Raw genomic sequence first — 18,186 nt, forward strand, 5'->3', positions numbered from 1 at the left:
AATAGAAGTATAATAGGGAAAGATTATACAAAGGAGTATGGAGGAATGGAAAGAGATACATTTTTTACAAGGGATAAAACCTTTTATAAAACACTGTTTCATCTAATGGTAATTGTTGCACTTCAGAATCTGGTGGCTTACAGTGTAAATATGGCGGATAATATTATGCTGGGAAGCTACGATCAGACAGCGCTTTCCGGAGCCGCTACGGTAAACCAGGTTTTTTTTATGGTACAGCAGGTGACGCTTGCATTTGGTGAGGCCATGGTAGTACTTGGTGCCCAGTACTGGGGACAGAAAAGGACAGGTCCTATCTGCAGGCTGACAGGAATTGCTCTGAAGCTTGGTGTGATCTGCGGTGTTATTATTTTTGTGGCAGTGAGTATAGCGCCTGTTCAGATTCTTGGAATTTTTTCCAATGATGCCGCCATTGTTACTGCTGGGACACAATACCTTGCAATAATAAAATATACGTTTATTTTATTTATCATTACAAACATAATTATGGCTGCCCTTCGATGTGTGGAAACGGTTAATATTTCATTCTATATCTCTGTAGTTTCGCTGCTGCTGAATGTAGCCATTAATTACTGTCTGATTTACGGGAAATTTGGTCTGCCGGAAATGGGAATCCGGGGAGCTGCTATCGGAACACTGGCCGCTAGAATTTTAGAGCTGCTGATTGTAGTTTTATATGCTGCTTTCAGGGATAAAAAGCTTCAGCTGTTTAAAAACAATTTTCTGAAAATAGATAAGGATTTAAGAAGTGATTACCGGAAAGTAGGTGTGCCTGTAATTTTGTCTCAGGTTTTATGGGCTATTTCTGTACCGATGCAGACGGCGATTCTGGGCCATTTGTCTTCCGATGCTATAGCTGCTAATTCGGTGGCCACTACATTTTATCAATATTTAAAAGTAATTGTAGTTGCTATGAGTTCTGCCACAGCAGTTATGATCGGAAGTTCTGTGGGACGCGGTGATATGAAGCGCATCAAGTCAGACGCGAGGACGCTAGAAGTAATTGATCTTATCATTGGAATTGTTCTTGGTGTGGCGCTGTTTGCGCTGCGGGGACCGCTGCTTCAGTTTTATAATCTGAATGATAATGCAACTTCACTGGCCATGAAGCTGATTGTTGTTATGAGCGTGGTAATGGTTGGAATGTCTTATCAGATGCCTGTGAGTATGGGGATTATCAGAGGCGGAGGGGATGCCCGTTTTACAATGATTATGAATATGGTCAGCACCTGGGCAATTGTTATTCCTCTTTCCTTTATGAGTGCTTTCTGGTGGCAGTGGCCGGTGGTGCTGGTTGTTATTATGATCCAGTCCGATCAGATTTTTAAATGTCTGCCGACCTTTATACGAATGCGCAGTTATAAGTGGATTAAAAAACTGACCAGGAAAGACGCGTAAATGCAAAGAATGTTTTTGACTGACAGGAAATAAAAAAACCGGAGCGGACTTGTTTGAATCCTGCTCCGGCTTTTACCTTTTCCGGCAGTTTATTTCATGCTGCTGTAAAATGCTTTTCCATAATGGTCTATCTCATCAGATACAATGGCAGTGACACGGGGGTCTATAATTGGAACTGCCGTACTGAAATTCCCTCCGGGAGCCATAACGTCAATAGTGCGTCTGACCTCCCGGCGGATTTCCTCTTCAGAAGCGCCTGGCCGTTCCAGAACTCCCTGGGTATCAAAAGCTCCATTTAAAACAATTTTACTGCCAAACTTCTCCTTGATAGTTGCCACATCATTGCAGAACTGCAGCGGCTGCAGTGCGTCGATTCCCATTTCTGCAAGATAAGGAATGGCAGGTTCTATATATCCGCAGGAATGCATTTCGAAGATCATGCCAAGCTTATGAGTATGGTCAATAACTTTCTGAATGTAGGGCATCAGAAATTCTTTCCACATATCCATAGAAAAAAACATGTTGCCGTTATTTCCCCAATCGTCATGATAAACAATTATGTCAAAGTTAAAATATTTTTTCAAAATGTCCAGATATTCACATTTATATTCTGTGAGAGCCTGAAAAAATTCATGAACTTCGTCGGGGGTCTCTAAAAAAGCACATAATGCATTTTCAAATCCCATCAGAGTCATAAGCCGCTCAAATGGTCCATTCAGGAACATACACAGAGACATTCGGTTGGTGCGGTCCCAGTTTTTTGTACCTTCCAAGGCAATGGTTTCCCAGTCATAGGAGGACAAATCCGGAAACGTAATGTGTTCCTTCCAGTTTTCAAGATCTTCAAGCTCTTCCTGGCCGGGGGTGACAGTCTGGGAATTCAGCTGTGGGGTGTAAGTCCATTCTACTCCGAACCAGTCTTTTCCGGTTCCTTCCCCAAAATAGCGTTCTCCGTAGGCAAACCAGACGTCATAGTCAGTAAAAGCATTTGGTACGTATGCCGGAAGCTTATGTTCATAGGTTCTTATTAAGTTTTCACGTGGTGTCATATCAGTTCATCCTTTTTGTTGGTCTTATGATCCGGGCGGTGTGCCGGATTTGTTATAAAAATTATAAAACGAGACTCAAAAAATAGAAAATTGATAATACGCATGGAGACATTCCGTTTTGGAATTTTGTTTAAATGTTGCAAATACAACTGCTGATAAATGAAAAATGTTATAATTTAATGAAAAGATTGATATTTTTCTTTAATAGTGTCAGAATATTAATGGTATCTTTATACGATTTAAATTTAAAAACATCAAATCAGGAGGACATATTATGGAACAGAAATTTTTTAAATGTGAACACTGTGGAAATATTATTGCTTTTGTGGAAAATAAAGGTGTACCGGTAATGTGCTGCGGTGAAAAAATGAAAGAACTGGTGCCTAATACAACAGAAGCGGCTACCGAAAAACATATTCCGGTATATACTGTAGAAGGAAATAAGGTCTGTGTAACAGTCAGCAGCTTAGAGCATCCGATGTTAGAAGAACACCTGATCGAGTGGATTTCTCTTGAGACAAAACAGGGAAATCAGAGAAAGGTGCTGAAAGCGGGGGATGCACCGAAAGCAGAGTTTCTCATCAGTGACGGGGATGAAGTAACAAATGTATATGCATACTGTAATCTTCATGGACTTTGGAAAGCTTAAAGAAATTACTGTTATAAAATAAAAAAAGAACAAAAAAGAGGAGAGGCTAATGTTAAACGAAAGAGTTTCTGAATTATTAAACCAGCAGGTAAATAAAGAATTTTATTCTGCTTATCTTTATCTGGATTTTTCCAATTATTATGAAGCAGCCGGGTTGAATGGATTTGCCAACTGGTATAAAGTACAGGCGCAGGAAGAGCGTGACCACGCAATGCTGTTTTATCAGTATATGCAAAACAATGATGTAAAAGTAACCCTTGAAGCCATTGCAAAACCGGATCTGGAATTTGAAAACAATATGAGCCCGTTAAAAGAAGGGCTTGCTCATGAGCAGTATGTGACATCTCTGATTAATGATATCTATGCAGCTGCTTTTGAAGTAAAAGATTTCAGGACGATGCAGTTTCTGGACTGGTTTATCAAAGAGCAGGGGGAAGAGGAAACAAATGCAAGAGATCTCATTGATAAAATGAATATGTTTGGTTCTGATCCTAAGAGTTTATATATGTTAAACAGCGAGCTGGCTGCACGTACCTATACAGCGCCGTCACTTGTACTGTAAAAAATCACAAAAGTGTGGTATCTTAAACAGGTACCACATTTTTTATGCAATTTATACACCAGGAAACCTTCGATTCTGTTGTATAAAAAAGTATAGAGAGGATAACTATGACAAAAAAAGAATTTAAACAATTGACAGATCAGAAAATCCTGATTCTTGACGGGGCAACGGGTTCTAATCTTCAGAAGCGGGGGATGCCGGCGGGAATTTGTCCGGAACTTTGGATTACAGAGCATCCGGAGACTTTACAGCAGCTGCAGTCAGAATACATAAAGGCAGGCAGTGACATTTTATATGCTCCTACTTTTTCCGGAAACCGTATAAAAATGGAAGAATATGGACTTGGTGATCAATTAGAGGAAATTAATACAAAGCTTGTACAAATCTGCAAAGAAAACGCGGCGGGGCATGTTTTGACAGCCGCGGATATTACCATGACAGGTGCGCAGCTTGAGCCCCTTGGGGATTTGAAATTTGAGGAACTGATACAAGTATATAAAGAACAGCTTTCTATTTTGGCGGCAGCGGGAGTGGATCTGATTGCCATAGAAACCATGATGAGTCTGCAGGAAACAAGAGCCGCCGTTATTGCGGCCAGGGAAGTCTGCCCTGAACTTCCGGTAATGGCTGCGTTAAGTTTTACGGAAGCGGGAAAAACACTGTACGGTGCCAGTGCAGAGTCTGCAGTGGCAGTGCTGCAGGAGCTTGGTGTAGATGCTGTGGGGCTTAACTGTTCTGCGGGACCGGACAAAATGAAAGCGGTTTTGAAAAAAATGGCGGAAGTGTCCAAAATTCCTCTGATTGCAAAACCAAATGCGGGCCTTCCCTCTCTGGATGAAAACGGAAATACTGTTTACGATATGAATAAAGAGGATTTTTGTACTTACATGAAGGAGCTGATCGGTGAGGGTGCACAGCTGATTGGCGGCTGCTGCGGAACTAATCCGGAATATATTGCAGAGTTAAAAGCGCTGACAAAGTCCTTTGAAAGACCGGTAAAGACAGGTAAGTCAAAACTGTATCTTGCTTCTGAACGGGAAGTGTTTGCATTTACAGAAGGGCAGCAGCTGAAGCTGGGAGAGGGTATTGATGTGACAAAGGATGAGGAGCTGATGGAAGAGTTGCGGCGGGATGAGTATGAGACTGCAACAGACCTGGCCTTCGATCTTCTGGATGATGAGGCCGATGCTCTCCGGTTCTTTGCCGATGCGGATGGAATTGATGAGGCTGAGGCGCTGCTTTCTCTGATACAGGAAGTGACCTCAGTGGTTTCGCTCCCGGTTGTCATTGCATCCCGCCATGCTGAGACGGTAGAGACAGTCCTGAGAAATTATTCGGGAATTGCAGCAGTGGAATGTCTGGCGGAATCTGAAGATGAAAAAACACAGATATTTAGCGCAGTAAAGCGGTATGGTGCTAAATTAGTAACTATTGACAAAAAAATTATATATTGCTAGAATTACAGTTATCGTAAAGAAGTACGATAAAGTGCGATAGAAGGAAGGTTTCTTATGAGAAAACTGGCATTATCTATTTTGGTTGAGAACACTTCCAATGTACTGAGTCATATATCAGGATTATTCAGCAGACGTGGATACAATATTGACAGTATTTCCGCAGGGGTGACAGCAGATCCCCGTTTTACAAGAATAACCATTGTATCAAGCGGAGATGAACTGATTTTGGAGCAGATTGAAAAGCAGCTTGCGAAATTAGAAGATGTGATTGACATCAAAAAGCTTCAGGACGGCGAGTCTGTCTGCAGAGAACTGATTTTGGTAAAGGTTCGTGCAAAGGATACAGACCGACAGGCGATTCTTTCAATTACCAGCATTTTCAGAGCAAAAATTGTGGATGTACAGAAAGATTCCATGGTAATTGAGCTGACAGGAGACCAGGAAAAACTGGAAGCATTTTGTGATCTGCTGGCAGGATATGAGATCCTGGAACTGGCAAGAACCGGTATCACCGGCCTTTCTAGAGGAATTGCAAATGTGACATTTATTGATTAATTTTAAATCAGGAGGATAAAAAAATGGCAAAAATTTATTATCAGGAAGATTGCAATCTTTCATTACTGGAAGGAAAGACAATTGCAGTAATCGGTTACGGAAGTCAGGGACATGCACACGCCCTTAATGCAAAAGAATCCGGCTGCAATGTTATCATTGGTCTTTATGAAGGAAGCAGATCCTGGGCCAAAGCACAAGCACAGGGATTTGAAGTATATACAGCAGCGGAAGCTGCAAAAAAAGCTGACATTATCATGATCTTAATCAATGATGAGAAACAGGCTCAGATGTATAAAGAATCTATTGAACCAAATCTGGAAGCAGGAAATATGCTGATGTTTGCACATGGTTTTGCAATCAACTTTAAACAGATTGTACCTCCTGCAGATGTTGATGTAACTATGATCGCTCCAAAAGGACCGGGTCATACAGTAAGAAGCGAGTATCAGGCTGGAAAAGGTGTTCCATGTCTGGTTGCTGTAGAGCAGGACGCAACAGGAAAAGCAAAAGATATGGCACTGGCATATGCTCTGGCAATCGGCGGCGCAAGAGCAGGTGTCTTAGAGACTACTTTCCGTGTGGAAACAGAAACAGATCTTTTTGGTGAGCAGGCGGTTCTCTGCGGCGGTGTATGTGCATTAATGCAGACTGGTTATGAAGTATTAGTAGAGGCAGGATATGCTCCGGAGAATGCATATTTTGAATGTATTCATGAGATGAAATTAATTGTTGATCTGATTTATCAGTCAGGATTTGCAGGCATGAGATATTCCATCTCCAATACAGCAGAATACGGTGATTATATTACAGGACCAAAGATCATTACAGAAGATACAAAGAAAGCAATGAAGAAAGTGTTATCCGATATCCAGGATGGTACCTTTGCAAAAGATTTCCTGTTAGATATGCAGGCAGCAGGCCAGGTACATTTCAGCGCTATGAGAAAGCTTGCTTCTGAACATCCTTCTGAAGCAGTGGGTGAAGAGCTCCGTAAATTATACAGCTGGAATGATGAAAGTGATAAATTAATCAACAACTAATTCAGATTGATACATAGAGTAATCAAAAGCAATATTGTGTGTAAGGCACAATATTGCTTTTTTAAGAAAAAACAGGAGGTTTTGTCCAATGGGAATGACAATGACACAGAAAATCCTTGCCGCTCACGCAGGTTTGGATTCGGTAAGTGCCGGACAGTTAATTGAGGCGGATCTGGATCTCGTACTGGGAAATGATATTACATCACCGGTGGCAATACATGAAATTGAAAAAATGAAAGTAGACGGTGTTTTTCACAAAGATAAAATAGCCCTTGTTATGGACCATTTTGTGCCAAACAAAGACATCAAATCTGCGGAGCACTGTAAATGTGTACGTGAATTTGCATGCAAGCATGAGATCTCTAATTTTTTTGATGTTGGACAGATGGGAATTGAACATGCGCTGCTTCCGGAGCAGGGATTGACTGTTGCCGGAGATGTGATTATCGGGGCAGATTCCCATACTTGTACCTATGGAGCTCTGGGAGCATTTTCTACAGGTGTTGGAAGCACAGATATGGCGGCCGGGATGGCCACCGGGAAAGCATGGTTTAAAGTACCATCTGCATTAAAATTTGTTCTCACAGGAAAACCGGCGCCGTATATCAGTGGAAAAGATATTATTTTACATATTATCGGAATGATTGGTGTGGATGGAGCCCTTTATAAATCTATGGAGTTTACCGGGGATGGTATCCAGTATCTTAATATGGATGACCGTTTTACCATTGCGAATATGGCCATTGAAGCCGGCGGAAAGAACGGAATTTTCCCTGTGGATGCAGTAACAGAGGAATATTTAAAGGAACATTCCAAACGTGAGTATAAAGTATACGAAGCTGATGAAGATGCCGAATATGATGAAGTGTATACCGTTGATTTAAGCTCTTTAAAATCAACTGTTTCCTTCCCGCATCTTCCTGAGAATACACGTACCATTGACCAGGTGGGAGAGGTGTCGATTGATCAGGTAGTCATCGGCTCTTGTACAAACGGACATATTACAGATCTTCGTGTGGCGGCGGATATTATGAAGGGCAGAAAAGTTGCTAAAAATGTAAGATGTATTGTGATTCCAGCTACACAGCAGATTTATCTTGAAGCTATGGAAGAGGGACTTCTGAGAACATTTATTGAATGCGGTGCAGTTGTAAGTACACCAACCTGCGGACCATGTCTGGGCGGTTATATGGGTGTTATGGCAGCTGGAGAGCGCTGCGTGTCTACCACAAACCGTAATTTTGTGGGGCGTATGGGACATGTAGAGTCTGAAGTTTATCTGGCAAGTCCTGCAGTTGCAGCTGCCAGCGCAATCGCCGGAAAAATCGCAGACCCGGCCAGAATGTAGGAGGTAACAGTATGAAAGCAGCATGCGGAACAGTATTTAAATATGGTGACAATGTAGATACAGATGTTATCATCCCGGCAAGATATCTGAATTCTTCTGATCCTAAGGAACTTGCAGCTCATTGTATGGAAGATATTGATAAAGAGTTTGTAAATCAGGTAAAAGAAGGAGATATTATTGTAGCGGCAAAGAATTTTGGGTGCGGCTCATCCAGAGAACATGCACCCATCGCAATTAAAGCGGCAGGTGTCAGCTGTGTAATAGCAGATACCTTCGCAAGAATTTTTTACCGCAATTCTATAAATATTGGTCTTCCTATCATTGAATGTCCAAAGGCGGCAGAAGAAATTGAAGCGGGAGATGTTGTGGAAGTGAATTTTGATACCGGTGTGATTACTGATAAAACAAAAGGGACTACTTATCAGGGGCAGGCTTTCCCGCCGTTTATGCAGAAAATTATTGCATGTGAAGGCCTTGTAAACTATATCAACCAGAAATAGTATAAGAAAAGATAAGGAAGGTAGAATGGATATTTTATATACAAATACGAGAGACGCGTCAGAAAAAGTAACTGCATCCCGCGCAATTTTAAACGGACTTGCTAAAAATGGCGGTCTGTATGTACCTGTCAGCATTCCAAAACTGAACATTACAGTGGAAGCCCTTGCAGAAATGACATATCAGGAGACGGCATATGAAGTTATGAGCAGGTTTCTCACAGATTTTACCGAAGAGGAATTAAAGCACTGTATCAACAGCGCTTATGATTCGAAGTTTGATACGGAAGAAATTGCTCCGCTGAAGAAAGCCGATCAGGCTTATTATCTGGAGCTGTTTCATGGTGCAACCATTGCCTTTAAAGATATGGCCCTGTCAATACTGCCGCACCTTTTGATTACAGCAGCCCGGAAAAATCATGTAAAAAATGATATTGTAATTTTAACAGCTACTTCCGGAGATACCGGAAAGGCAGCTCTTGCTGGATTTGCAGATGTAAAGGGCACAAAAATCATTGTATTTTATCCCAAAAACGGTGTCAGCCCCATTCAGGAAAAACAGATGGTAACACAAAAGGGAGAAAATACTTATGTTGTGGGGATCAACGGAAACTTTGACCAGGCTCAGACTGGTGTAAAACAGATGTTTTCAGATCCTGAACTGGCAAAAGAAATGGAAGCAGCAGGATATCAGTTTTCCTCTGCAAACTCCATCAATATCGGCCGCCTGGTGCCCCAGATTGTTTATTATGTATATGCTTATGCAAAGATGTACGCCAATGGCGCTATCGGAAAGGATGAGGCAATCAATGTAGTAGTTCCTACCGGAAATTTTGGTAATATTCTTGCGGCATTTTATGCTAAAAATATGGGTATTCCAATTCATAAGCTCATTTGCGCTTCCAATGAGAATAAAGTACTCTATGACTTTTTCCAGACCGGAACTTATGATAAAAACCGTGAGTTTATGCTGACATCGTCTCCGTCTATGGATATTTTGATATCAAGCAACCTGGAGCGTCTGATTTACCGGATTGCCGGAGATGATGCCAAAAAGAACGCATCTTTCATGGGTGAGCTTGCCAAAGAGGGAAAATACACTCTGACTCCGGGAATGAGAGAGCAGCTGGATTCATTCTATGGAAATTACACCAGTGAAGCGGAAACGGCGGCTGTTATCAAAGAAATTTATGAAAAAACAGGCTATGTTCTGGATACACATACAGCAGTTGCCGCCGAAGTATATAAAAAATACAAAGCAGAAACAAAGGATACTGCAAAAACGGTAATTGCTTCCACGGCAAGTCCTTTCAAATTTACCAGAAGCGTTATGAATGCCATTGATGAAAAATATGATGCTATGTCAGATTTTGAGCTGGTAGATGAGCTGTCTAAAATTGCAAATGTAAAGGTGCCTAAGGCTATTGAAGAGATCAGAAATGCTAAAGTACTTCATGATACAGTCTGTGAGGTAGAAGATATGCCAAAAACAGTAAAAACGATTTTAAAAATCCAATAATTGTTATTTGAAAAAAGGAGAAACTGTATCGGTCAGTTTCTCCTTTTTTGATGTCAAAAACATTGCCTGCAGCGTAAGTTCTGGATTTGTTTTAGTCACGCTGGGGCATTGGAACATATTCTAAATGTTCCTGAATATTTTTATATGCAGGGCGCATAATTTTGCCGTTTCCGGCGATTTCTTCCATCCGGTGGGCGCTCCAGCCGGCAATTCTTGCAATTGCAAAAATCGGAGTATAAAGTTCCAGGGGAAGATTTAACATACTGTATGCAAATCCGCTGTAAAAATCTACATTAGGGCAGACACCTTTATACATTTTCCGTTCATCAGCGATAATTTTTGGAGCAAGCTGTTCCACCAGACTGTAGAGAGCAAACTCTTTATCCTGGCCTTTTTCTTTGGAAAGCCGCTGTACGAAAGAACGGAAAATTTCTGCTCGGGGATCGGAAAGTGAATATACTGCGTGCCCCATGCCATAGATCAGACCGGCATGGTCAAAAGCTTCTTTGTGAAGTAACGCCCGCAGATAGTTTCCAACCTCTTCCTCATCGCTCCAGTCTTTCAGCTTGGCCTTCATATCTTCAATCATCTGCACAACTTTAATGTTGGCGCCGCCGTGTTTCGGTCCTTTTAATGAGCCAAGAGATGCGGCGATGACAGAGTATGTATCGGTTCCGGAAGAAGACACCAGATGGGTAGTAAAGGTGGAGTTGTTACCGCCGCCATGTTCCATATGAATGATTAATGCAATGTCAAGCAGCTTGGCCTCCAAAGGAGTAAAACTGCTGTCTGAGCGTAAAATATGCAGTATATTTTCCGCAGTGGAAAATTCCGGTTTAGGGGAATGGATAAACAGACTGGCTCCGTCATGATAATGTTTGTATGCCTGATACCCGTAAACAGATAACAGCGGAAACAGACTGATTAGCTGAAGACACTGACGCAGTACATTGGAAAAGGATGTGTCATTTGCCCTTTCGTCATAGGAATATAATGTAAGCACGCTTCGGGCAAGTGTATTCATCATATCCTTACTGGGTGCTTTCATAATAATATCTCTGACAAAAGAGGTTGGAAGGGTGCGGTATCCGGAAAGAAGTGAAGTAAATTCATTTAATTCCTGCTGGTCTGGCAGTTTTCCGAATAATAAAAGATATGTGCTTTCCTCGAAACCAAAGTGATTGCTGTCTTTTAGACCATGTATAATGTCTTTAATATTATATCCCCGGTAATAAAGTTCACCATTGGCAGGGACGAGCTCACCGTTTATTGTTTTTGTTGCGCAGACATCAGAAATTTCTGTTAAGCCTACCAGGACGCCTTTTCCGTTGATATCGCGCAGCCCGCGTTTTACGTCATATTTTGTGTAAAACTCCGGATCAATTTTGGAAGCTTTTGCACATTTGTCAGAAAGGCTTAAAAGCTCTGGTGTGATTTCATAAAAACGTGTTGTCAAGCTGTGTACCCCCTTTTTAAATAATTTATACCATTTATGTTACCATAATTTTGTATAAAAATACAATAAATATCTAAAAAAATTTGCACAAAGAATAAAAATACAAAAAAAATTATAATAATAAATTTCACATAGGAGAAATTTTTGTTCTGATAAAAATACAAAAAAATAATTGCCGAAACGGCAGATTTTAGCGGTTCATATAGATTTTTTTTTGTAAATAGTATAAAATAAAAAAGATGGTATTTTCAAAAATGAGGTGGCATGTGTGAAAAAAGAAGAGTTATACCGGTATGTAGACCATACTGCGTTAAAAGCGTTTACGACCTGGGAAGAAATAGACCGGCTGTGTAAGGAAGCGCTGTTATACCATATGGCGTCTGTCTGTATCCCTGGCTGTTATATAAAAAAGGTCCATGAGGTTTATCCGGATCTTTCAATCTGTACGGTAGTGGGATTTCCGCTAGGAAACTGCAATACTGCCGCCAAAGCTGCAGAAACCAGACAGGCTTTGGCTGATGGTGCCGCAGAGATTGATATGGTGATTAATATTGCTGAGGTAAAGAACGGAAATTATGAGGCTGTGAGAGAAGAAATCCGGCTTTTAAAAGAGATAACCAAAGAGCATATTTTAAAAGTCATTATAGAAACCTGTTATCTGAATGAGGATGAGAAAATTGCTATGTGTCAGGCTGTAACAGAGGCAGGTGCTGATTATATTAAAACTTCTACAGGATTTGGTACAGGCGGTGCTGTGCTTTCTGATGTGAAACTTATGAAAAAGCATATCGGGCCCAATGTAAAGATCAAAGCGGCAGGCGGAATCAGAAGTCAGGCTGAAATGGAAGCCATGATTGCAGCAGGGGCAGACCGTATCGGCACCAGCAGTGCAATTACGATGCTGGAAGCGGGAGAGCAGCGATGATAGATTTTGGGCAGCTGGTTCAAATGGCGCAAATGGTTAAAGAGAAAGCGTATGCGCCCTATTCTGGTTTTCGTGTGGGAGCGGCTCTTCTTGGAAAAAGCGGGATGATATATACCGGATGCAATATTGAAAATGCAGCATATCCCGTTACAAACTGTGCAGAACGAACAGCCCTTTTTAAGGCTGTGTCAGAAGGAGAACAGGAGTTTTTGGCTCTGGCGGTGGTCAGTGATTCCGCAGATTATGTTTCCCCATGCGGTGTGTGCAGACAGGCCCTGGCAGAATTTTGCGGTACGGACTTTCAGATTCTGATGTGCCGCAGTAACGGAGATTATAAAATCATGACATTGGGAGAACTGCTTCCGGAGTCATTTGGTTTTTAATTGAAATAATAAATGTAGCAGGAGGAAGTTAAAAGATGGCAACAAAGGCTAATTATAAAAGGAGCGAAATCGGACCTGGAAAAGTAGGGTTTTCAAAAACCAGATCTATTATTGAAGCGGCTTTTTATGGAAACAATGTGGTAAAAGTTAATACATTAAAAGAGGCGTATAAGCTGGCAAAAAATTCACCGGGTACGATTGTAACCGATATGCCGGTTTATAAAGGGGAAGAATTTGGACTGGATTGTGATGCAAAAGTTCTTCTTTTCAACGACGGCGCTATTACAGGACGGTATGCTCCGGCAAGACGTATTACCGGAGAACCTGGGGTAGAGTGCGATAAACTGGATAAGCTTGTGATGGATGCGATTTATGATACAAGATGGAAAAAAATGTATCACGCAGAAGTATTTATCGGTCTGGATACAGAGTTTATGGTAAAAGCACATCTTCTGATTCCGGAAGGAGAAGAAAATCTGATGTATTCCTGGATGTTAAATTTCCAGTATATGTCTGAATACTATGTAAAAATGTACAAAGAATCTAAAATGTACGAAAATGAAGCCGATATTTATATTTTCTCTGATCCTCAGTGGAAAGGAACAGATCAGGTAGATATTTCGGATCCAAACTGCCTGTGCTATTTCAATACAGACACCAACTGTGCGGCAATTCTTGGAATGAGATATTTCGGGGAACATAAAAAAGGTACATTGACACTTGCATGGGCCATTGCAAACCGTAACGGTTATGCGTCCTGCCACGGAGGCCAGAAGGAATACACACTGGCTGACGGCAGCAAATATGTAGCCGCAGTATTCGGCCTTTCCGGCTCCGGAAAGTCAACTCTGACACATGCAAAGCATGACAATAAATATGAACTGATCAATGTGCTTCATGATGATGCGTTTATTATTAATGCTGAGACCTGCGCATCTGTAGCTCTTGAGCCGACATATTTTGATAAAACAGCAGATTACCCTACGGCCTGCGAGGATAATAAATATCTTCTGACAGCACAGAACTGTTCTGCTACAATGGATGAAGACGGAAAAGTGGTTCTGGTAACAGAAGATATCAGAAATGGCAACGGGCGTGCCATTAAGTCAAAGCTCTGGTCACCAAACCGGGTAGATAAAATTGACAGTCCTGTAAATTCCATTTTCTGGATTATGAAAGATCCTACTATTCCGCCGGTAGTAAAATTAAAAGGAGCAAGTCTGGCCTCTGTGATGGGAGCGACACTGGCGACTAAGAGAAGTACAGCGGAACGTTTAAAAGAAGGGGTAGATCCAAATGCACTGGTTGTGGAGCCATATGCAAATCCATTCAGAACCTATCCGCTGGCTCATGATTATGATAAATTTAAGACGCTGGTAGAGAGCAAAAATGTAGATTGTTACATTATTAATACCGGAGAATTTATGGGCAAAAAGGTACAGCCAAAAGATACTCTCGGCATCCTTGAGGCAATTGTAGAAGGAAAGGCTGAGTTTAAACAGTGGGGCCCGTTTTCTGATATTGAAATTTTTGAATGGGAAGGTTTTGTGCCGAATCTGTCCGATAAAGACTATATCATTCAGATGAAAGCGCGTATGCAGGATCGTTTGAATTATGTTACAAGCCTTGACGAATTAAAAGGAGGTTATAACAAACTTCCAAAGGATGCGGCTTTGGCAATTAAAAAAGTGGTAGATGAAGCAAACACATTGTAGAACGTTTTCCAGCCTTTTCCGACGGATAATTTGAATTATCTGTTGAGATTTTGCAGATATTAGAGTATACTTGTTATAGCAAATGAGAGATGCCTGGGATGTACGACAGTCCTGTTATTTTGAACCTACATTTTCGTTTATGGGAATCTTAAATTGCTGATCCGGATGTCAGGCCGCCGATATGCAGCGGAAGGCAGAAAGGTCAGCTGCGGACACCCACCTAGCTTTGCTAGGAGTCAAAATTGCAGGCAACGGCATTTTGGGTATACTCTTTTGATGAGCTACTTAAGATAAAACTTTAAGATACAGAAGACGTTACGAAAGATATGATTGCGTAATCTGCACACATGAGATAAATTCATAAAACACAAAAGAAAGGAGCTGCTGATAAGGCAGCTTCTTTTATTCTTTTTCGGTAATGTTCTTTGGATTTTTCCGAAAATAATAAGCACTGGGCCGGAATATAATATGTGACGTTTATGTTTATCCAGCTCAGACAGATTCTTTCTTTTTGGAACTGCCAATTTGTATACAGAAGGTGATTAAGAATGATAAAAAAATATTTCTGGTTGAAAATCCTCATACTTGCAGGGGGCCTGTTTCTGTGCGGATTTCTTTTTTGGCTGAACCGGTTTCGCATTGATGCAGTAGAATACAAGGATAAAGGAGTCGTATACAGTTATGAGATGAAAGATTTTCTGAAAGTGGCGGACCTTGAGGGTGATGAGGCGGAGAAGGTGATCTTGCCTAAAATCTCTAAAATACTGACAGAAAAGGATGAGGCGGTAATTTATGAACTGCTGGGATTTTCACAGATACTAGAAGAGCGGGAGTCTGCCGGCAATGCATTGTCACGGGAACAGTGGTGCAAGGATTATGAGGCTGTCATAAAGGCTCTTGGAAAGAAAGATATTAAAACAGCTGTTATACAGTACCTGGGGCATGTCCCGGGAGAGGACCGTATCATTACAGATCAGGGGAATTTTGATACATATATACCGGAAGAGTTCTGGATTTACGGCGCTTATTATGAGATTTACTGCTGTGAAAACGAGATGTACGGAGTGAAAGCGGAAGATCTTAATAAGGATACAAAACAGACAGCGGCTGTACAGGAAAATGATACAGATGAATCTGAAAAAACAGATAAGAACCAGAAAACAGAGAATAAGAAAACTTCACTTCCTGAAAAGATGCGGGTGCTTTTGACTAATGATAATAAAAAAGAACCTTACCGAAAGACATTTGAGATTGTATGTAAATCTGCCTGCACTGTTCAGGCAGGTGATCAGAAAAAGAAATATCAGTCCAATAAAACTTACACAGAAAAAAATATAAAGGATTTGTTTTGTGACGGAGTAACAAGTGTTACTTTGACACCGGAGAAAAATAAAACTCTGTATCTTAAAAATGCAGACAGCGGGAAGTGGTCGGATTCCTACCGGGGCACCATAACAATTTATAAAAATAAATCCGGTTACTGGCTGGTAAATACGGTGTCTCTGGAAGAATACCTGTATGGTGTTGTTCCGGGAGAAATGCCTCAGAGTTTTCAGTTAGAGGCATTAAAGGCTCAGGCTGTCTGCGCCAGGACCTTTGCCTGCAATTCGGTAAATGATAAAAAATATTCAGGGTTTCATGCGGATGTGGAAGATTCTGTAAACAGTCAGGTTTACAATAAGAATGGAGAAAATAAGAAAACTACTCAGGCAGTCAATGATACAAAAGGAAAAGTTCTTGGAACAGCAAAGGGAGAATACGCAAGTATCTATTATTATTCTACTTCCTGTGGTTTTACCGCCGGACTGGAAGCCTGGGGTGAAAAGGAAGGAAAAGATTACTTAAAAAGTGTATCAACACTGGAAAAAAAGACCAGCGTCAAAGACTGGGATAAATTTTTAAAGCAGACGGATGTAAAAGCTTATGACAGTCACAGCAGATATTTCAGATGGAAGGCAGAAATAACACTGCCGAAAGATTATTCTTTAAAGCTGGTAAAGAGGGAAAAGAGCGGAGTTGTAACTGATATCAGTTATGTGAAAAATAAAAAGGAACGCCATGTAAAAACAGAGAATAAAATACGCCAGGATCTTGGAAAGTATCTGGTGAAGCTGACCGATGCCAATGGTAAAACAGATACTTCTGCAAACATGCTTCCCAGCGCTTTTTTTACTGTTGAGAAAGGCGGGAAAGATGGAACTTACATTTTGTATGGCGGCGGTTACGGACATGGAATTGGAATGAGCCAGTATGGGGCGGACGGCATGGCTTCAAAAGGCATGAAATATGATAAAATTTTAGAGCATTATTTTCCAGGAACTTCACTGATGTAGTTGTAATATGAAAAAACTTGTATAAGATACAAAATCATGGTAATCTTTTAAATTAGGGTATTTAATCTTAGGGAGAGAGGTTTCATGAGGAATGAAGAAATTTGCCCCGATGATTCGGTTTTTTCTTGATAAATTGAAAAGAGATAATGTAGGCGCGTATGCAGGCCAGGCGACTTTATTTATTATCATGTCAGTGATTCCGTTTATGCTTGTGCTGACTTATCTGATTCGGTTTACACCTGTAACGGAAGGAATGATTTTATCTGCCATTGAAACAGTAGTGCCGGAGACACTGTCCCCGTCGCTGGTTAAAGTGATTGATGAAGTGTTCCATAATTCAGGAAGGCTTCTGCTGGCAGCTATTGTCATTGCCGTTTATTCGTCTGCCAAAGCAGTTCAGAGTCTGCGGTATGGTTTGAATACGGTATATGATATATATGAAACCCGTAACTGGTTTGTGCTGCGTTTTAGGGCAATGATTGAGACATTTATGATGATTCTAGCTATTGTCCTGCTGATGCTGTTAATGGTATTCGGACAAAAGATTCAGGGGATGCTTGTTCAGTATGCTCCCATTGTTTCCATTGTGACAGACTGGATTTTAAAACTGCGCATTGTGCTTTTGTTTTTTATTTTGATTATATTTTTCGCTACGATCTATAAGGTGCTGCCAAACAGGCGGGCAACTCTTCGAAGCCAGCTTGTTGGCGCAGTAGGATGTGCGGCATCCTGGTATGTGTTTTCTTTCGGGCTGTCAATCTATGTGAATTATTTTAAAGGCTTTTCTCTGTACGGCAGTCTTACCACATTGCTGTTAATGATGTTCTGGCTTTATATTTGTATGTATATCTTTATGGTCTGCGGAGAAGTGAACAATGTTTTTGAAGTAATCTGGCTGGAAATCAAAGAGGCCAGGGAAAAGAAACGGATGAGAAAATTAAAAGAAAAGCAGAAGTTGGAGAAGAAATAAAATTCTTGCAGTTTTTCGGGTACTGTGCTAAAATAATCAGCGAATTATGAATAGAGAAAGGCTTGGATGGTGCACAGTAGACAGATATGTAATGACCAGAGAGGGAGATGGCAGCTGAGAGTTTCCCATGTATTTGTTGAATTTCACACCGGAGCTTCAGTTCTGAATAGAATGTTGTCAGCAAAGCTGACCCGAATTGCGCACCAAGTCTCGCAAGAACGAGACTTGAACGTAGGAACTGACGATTCGTGCATGTTACGCATATGAGCGCTTAATGAGATTAAGAAGCAGGGTGGTAACGCGGATATGACT

Annotated in this window: 16 protein-coding genes and 1 other RNA gene; 15 read left to right on the plus strand and 2 right to left on the minus strand. The window is 41.0% G+C overall.

Annotated features, from left to right (window positions below):
- Positions 1-45 precede the first annotated feature (45 nt).
- The gene (locus OCV88_RS02080; RefSeq protein ID WP_158423969.1) at positions 46-1,416 is read left to right on the plus strand and encodes an MATE family efflux transporter; all 1,371 of its coding nucleotides are present in this window, start codon (positions 46-48) and stop codon (positions 1,414-1,416) included.
- Positions 1,417-1,505: 89 nt separating this feature from the next.
- Here OCV88_RS02080 and OCV88_RS02085 read toward each other — a convergent pair whose 3' ends face one another.
- Positions 1,506-2,465, minus strand: coding sequence for a uroporphyrinogen decarboxylase family protein (locus tag OCV88_RS02085; RefSeq protein WP_158423970.1), 960 nt, complete (start codon positions 2,463-2,465; stop codon positions 1,506-1,508).
- A 274-nt stretch (positions 2,466-2,739) separates the two neighbouring features.
- Between OCV88_RS02085 and OCV88_RS02090 the strand changes: the two genes are divergently transcribed.
- The 8 genes from OCV88_RS02090 to thrC all read left to right on the plus strand — a co-directional run bounded on the left by OCV88_RS02090 (position 2,740) and on the right by thrC (position 10,092).
- Positions 2,740-3,114: a desulfoferrodoxin family protein gene (locus tag OCV88_RS02090; protein ID WP_158423971.1), complete on the plus strand. Its 375-nt coding sequence runs from the start codon at positions 2,740-2,742 to the stop codon at positions 3,112-3,114.
- Between the two features lie 49 nt (positions 3,115-3,163).
- Complete coding sequence (locus OCV88_RS02095; RefSeq protein ID WP_158423972.1) at positions 3,164-3,676, plus strand: ferritin; 513 nt, start codon at positions 3,164-3,166, stop codon at positions 3,674-3,676.
- A gap of 107 nt (positions 3,677-3,783) precedes the next feature.
- Positions 3,784-5,133 carry a homocysteine S-methyltransferase family protein gene (locus OCV88_RS02100; protein ID WP_158423973.1) on the plus strand — a complete coding sequence of 450 codons (1,350 nt, stop codon included), beginning with the start codon at positions 3,784-3,786 and terminating at the stop codon, positions 5,131-5,133.
- A gap of 54 nt (positions 5,134-5,187) precedes the next feature.
- Positions 5,188-5,688: an acetolactate synthase small subunit gene (ilvN, locus tag OCV88_RS02105; RefSeq protein WP_158423974.1), complete on the plus strand. Its 501-nt coding sequence runs from the start codon at positions 5,188-5,190 to the stop codon at positions 5,686-5,688.
- Between the two features lie 23 nt (positions 5,689-5,711).
- Positions 5,712-6,728, plus strand: a complete 1,017-nt coding sequence (gene ilvC, locus OCV88_RS02110; RefSeq protein ID WP_158423975.1) for a ketol-acid reductoisomerase — start codon at positions 5,712-5,714, stop codon at positions 6,726-6,728.
- A gap of 88 nt (positions 6,729-6,816) precedes the next feature.
- Positions 6,817-8,076, plus strand: coding sequence for a 3-isopropylmalate dehydratase large subunit (gene leuC, locus OCV88_RS02115; protein WP_158423976.1), 1,260 nt, complete (start codon positions 6,817-6,819; stop codon positions 8,074-8,076).
- 11 nt (positions 8,077-8,087) lie between these two features.
- Positions 8,088-8,576 carry a 3-isopropylmalate dehydratase small subunit gene (gene leuD, locus OCV88_RS02120; RefSeq protein WP_158423977.1) on the plus strand — a complete coding sequence of 163 codons (489 nt, stop codon included), beginning with the start codon at positions 8,088-8,090 and terminating at the stop codon, positions 8,574-8,576.
- 25 nt (positions 8,577-8,601) lie between these two features.
- The gene (gene thrC, locus OCV88_RS02125) at positions 8,602-10,092 is read left to right on the plus strand and encodes a threonine synthase (RefSeq protein WP_158423978.1); all 1,491 of its coding nucleotides are present in this window, start codon (positions 8,602-8,604) and stop codon (positions 10,090-10,092) included.
- A gap of 91 nt (positions 10,093-10,183) precedes the next feature.
- Here thrC and OCV88_RS02130 read toward each other — a convergent pair whose 3' ends face one another.
- Entirely contained in the window at positions 10,184-11,548 is a 1,365-nt protein-coding gene (locus tag OCV88_RS02130; protein WP_158423979.1) for a citrate/2-methylcitrate synthase, read from the minus strand.
- Between the two features lie 268 nt (positions 11,549-11,816).
- Here OCV88_RS02130 and deoC point away from each other — a divergent pair, with 268 nt between their 5' ends.
- From deoC to OCV88_RS02160, 6 genes are all read left to right on the plus strand, one after another.
- Complete coding sequence (gene deoC / locus OCV88_RS02135) at positions 11,817-12,473, plus strand: deoxyribose-phosphate aldolase (RefSeq protein WP_158423980.1); 657 nt, start codon at positions 11,817-11,819, stop codon at positions 12,471-12,473.
- A complete protein-coding gene (gene cdd / locus OCV88_RS02140; RefSeq protein WP_262590602.1) occupies positions 12,470-12,856 on the plus strand; it encodes a cytidine deaminase in 387 nt (128 codons plus the stop codon). The genes deoC and cdd overlap by 4 nt, the downstream gene beginning before the upstream one ends.
- A 35-nt stretch (positions 12,857-12,891) precedes the next feature.
- Positions 12,892-14,571: a phosphoenolpyruvate carboxykinase (ATP) gene (locus OCV88_RS02145; RefSeq protein WP_158423981.1), complete on the plus strand. Its 1,680-nt coding sequence runs from the start codon at positions 12,892-12,894 to the stop codon at positions 14,569-14,571.
- 87 nt (positions 14,572-14,658) lie between these two features.
- Positions 14,659-14,841: non-coding RNA, 6S RNA (ssrS, locus tag OCV88_RS02150), on the plus strand.
- Between the two features lie 278 nt (positions 14,842-15,119).
- Positions 15,120-16,904, plus strand: a complete 1,785-nt coding sequence (locus OCV88_RS02155) for a SpoIID/LytB domain-containing protein (RefSeq protein WP_158423982.1) — start codon at positions 15,120-15,122, stop codon at positions 16,902-16,904.
- Positions 16,905-16,995: 91 nt separating this feature from the next.
- Entirely contained in the window at positions 16,996-17,874 is an 879-nt protein-coding gene (locus OCV88_RS02160; RefSeq protein ID WP_158423983.1) for a YihY/virulence factor BrkB family protein, read from the plus strand.
- Positions 17,875-18,186: the final 312 nt, after the last annotated feature.

It is taken from the genome of Brotonthovivens ammoniilytica, assembly GCF_025566885.1.
GTDB classification, from domain to species: Bacteria; Bacillota; Clostridia; order Lachnospirales; family Lachnospiraceae; genus Brotonthovivens; species Brotonthovivens ammoniilytica.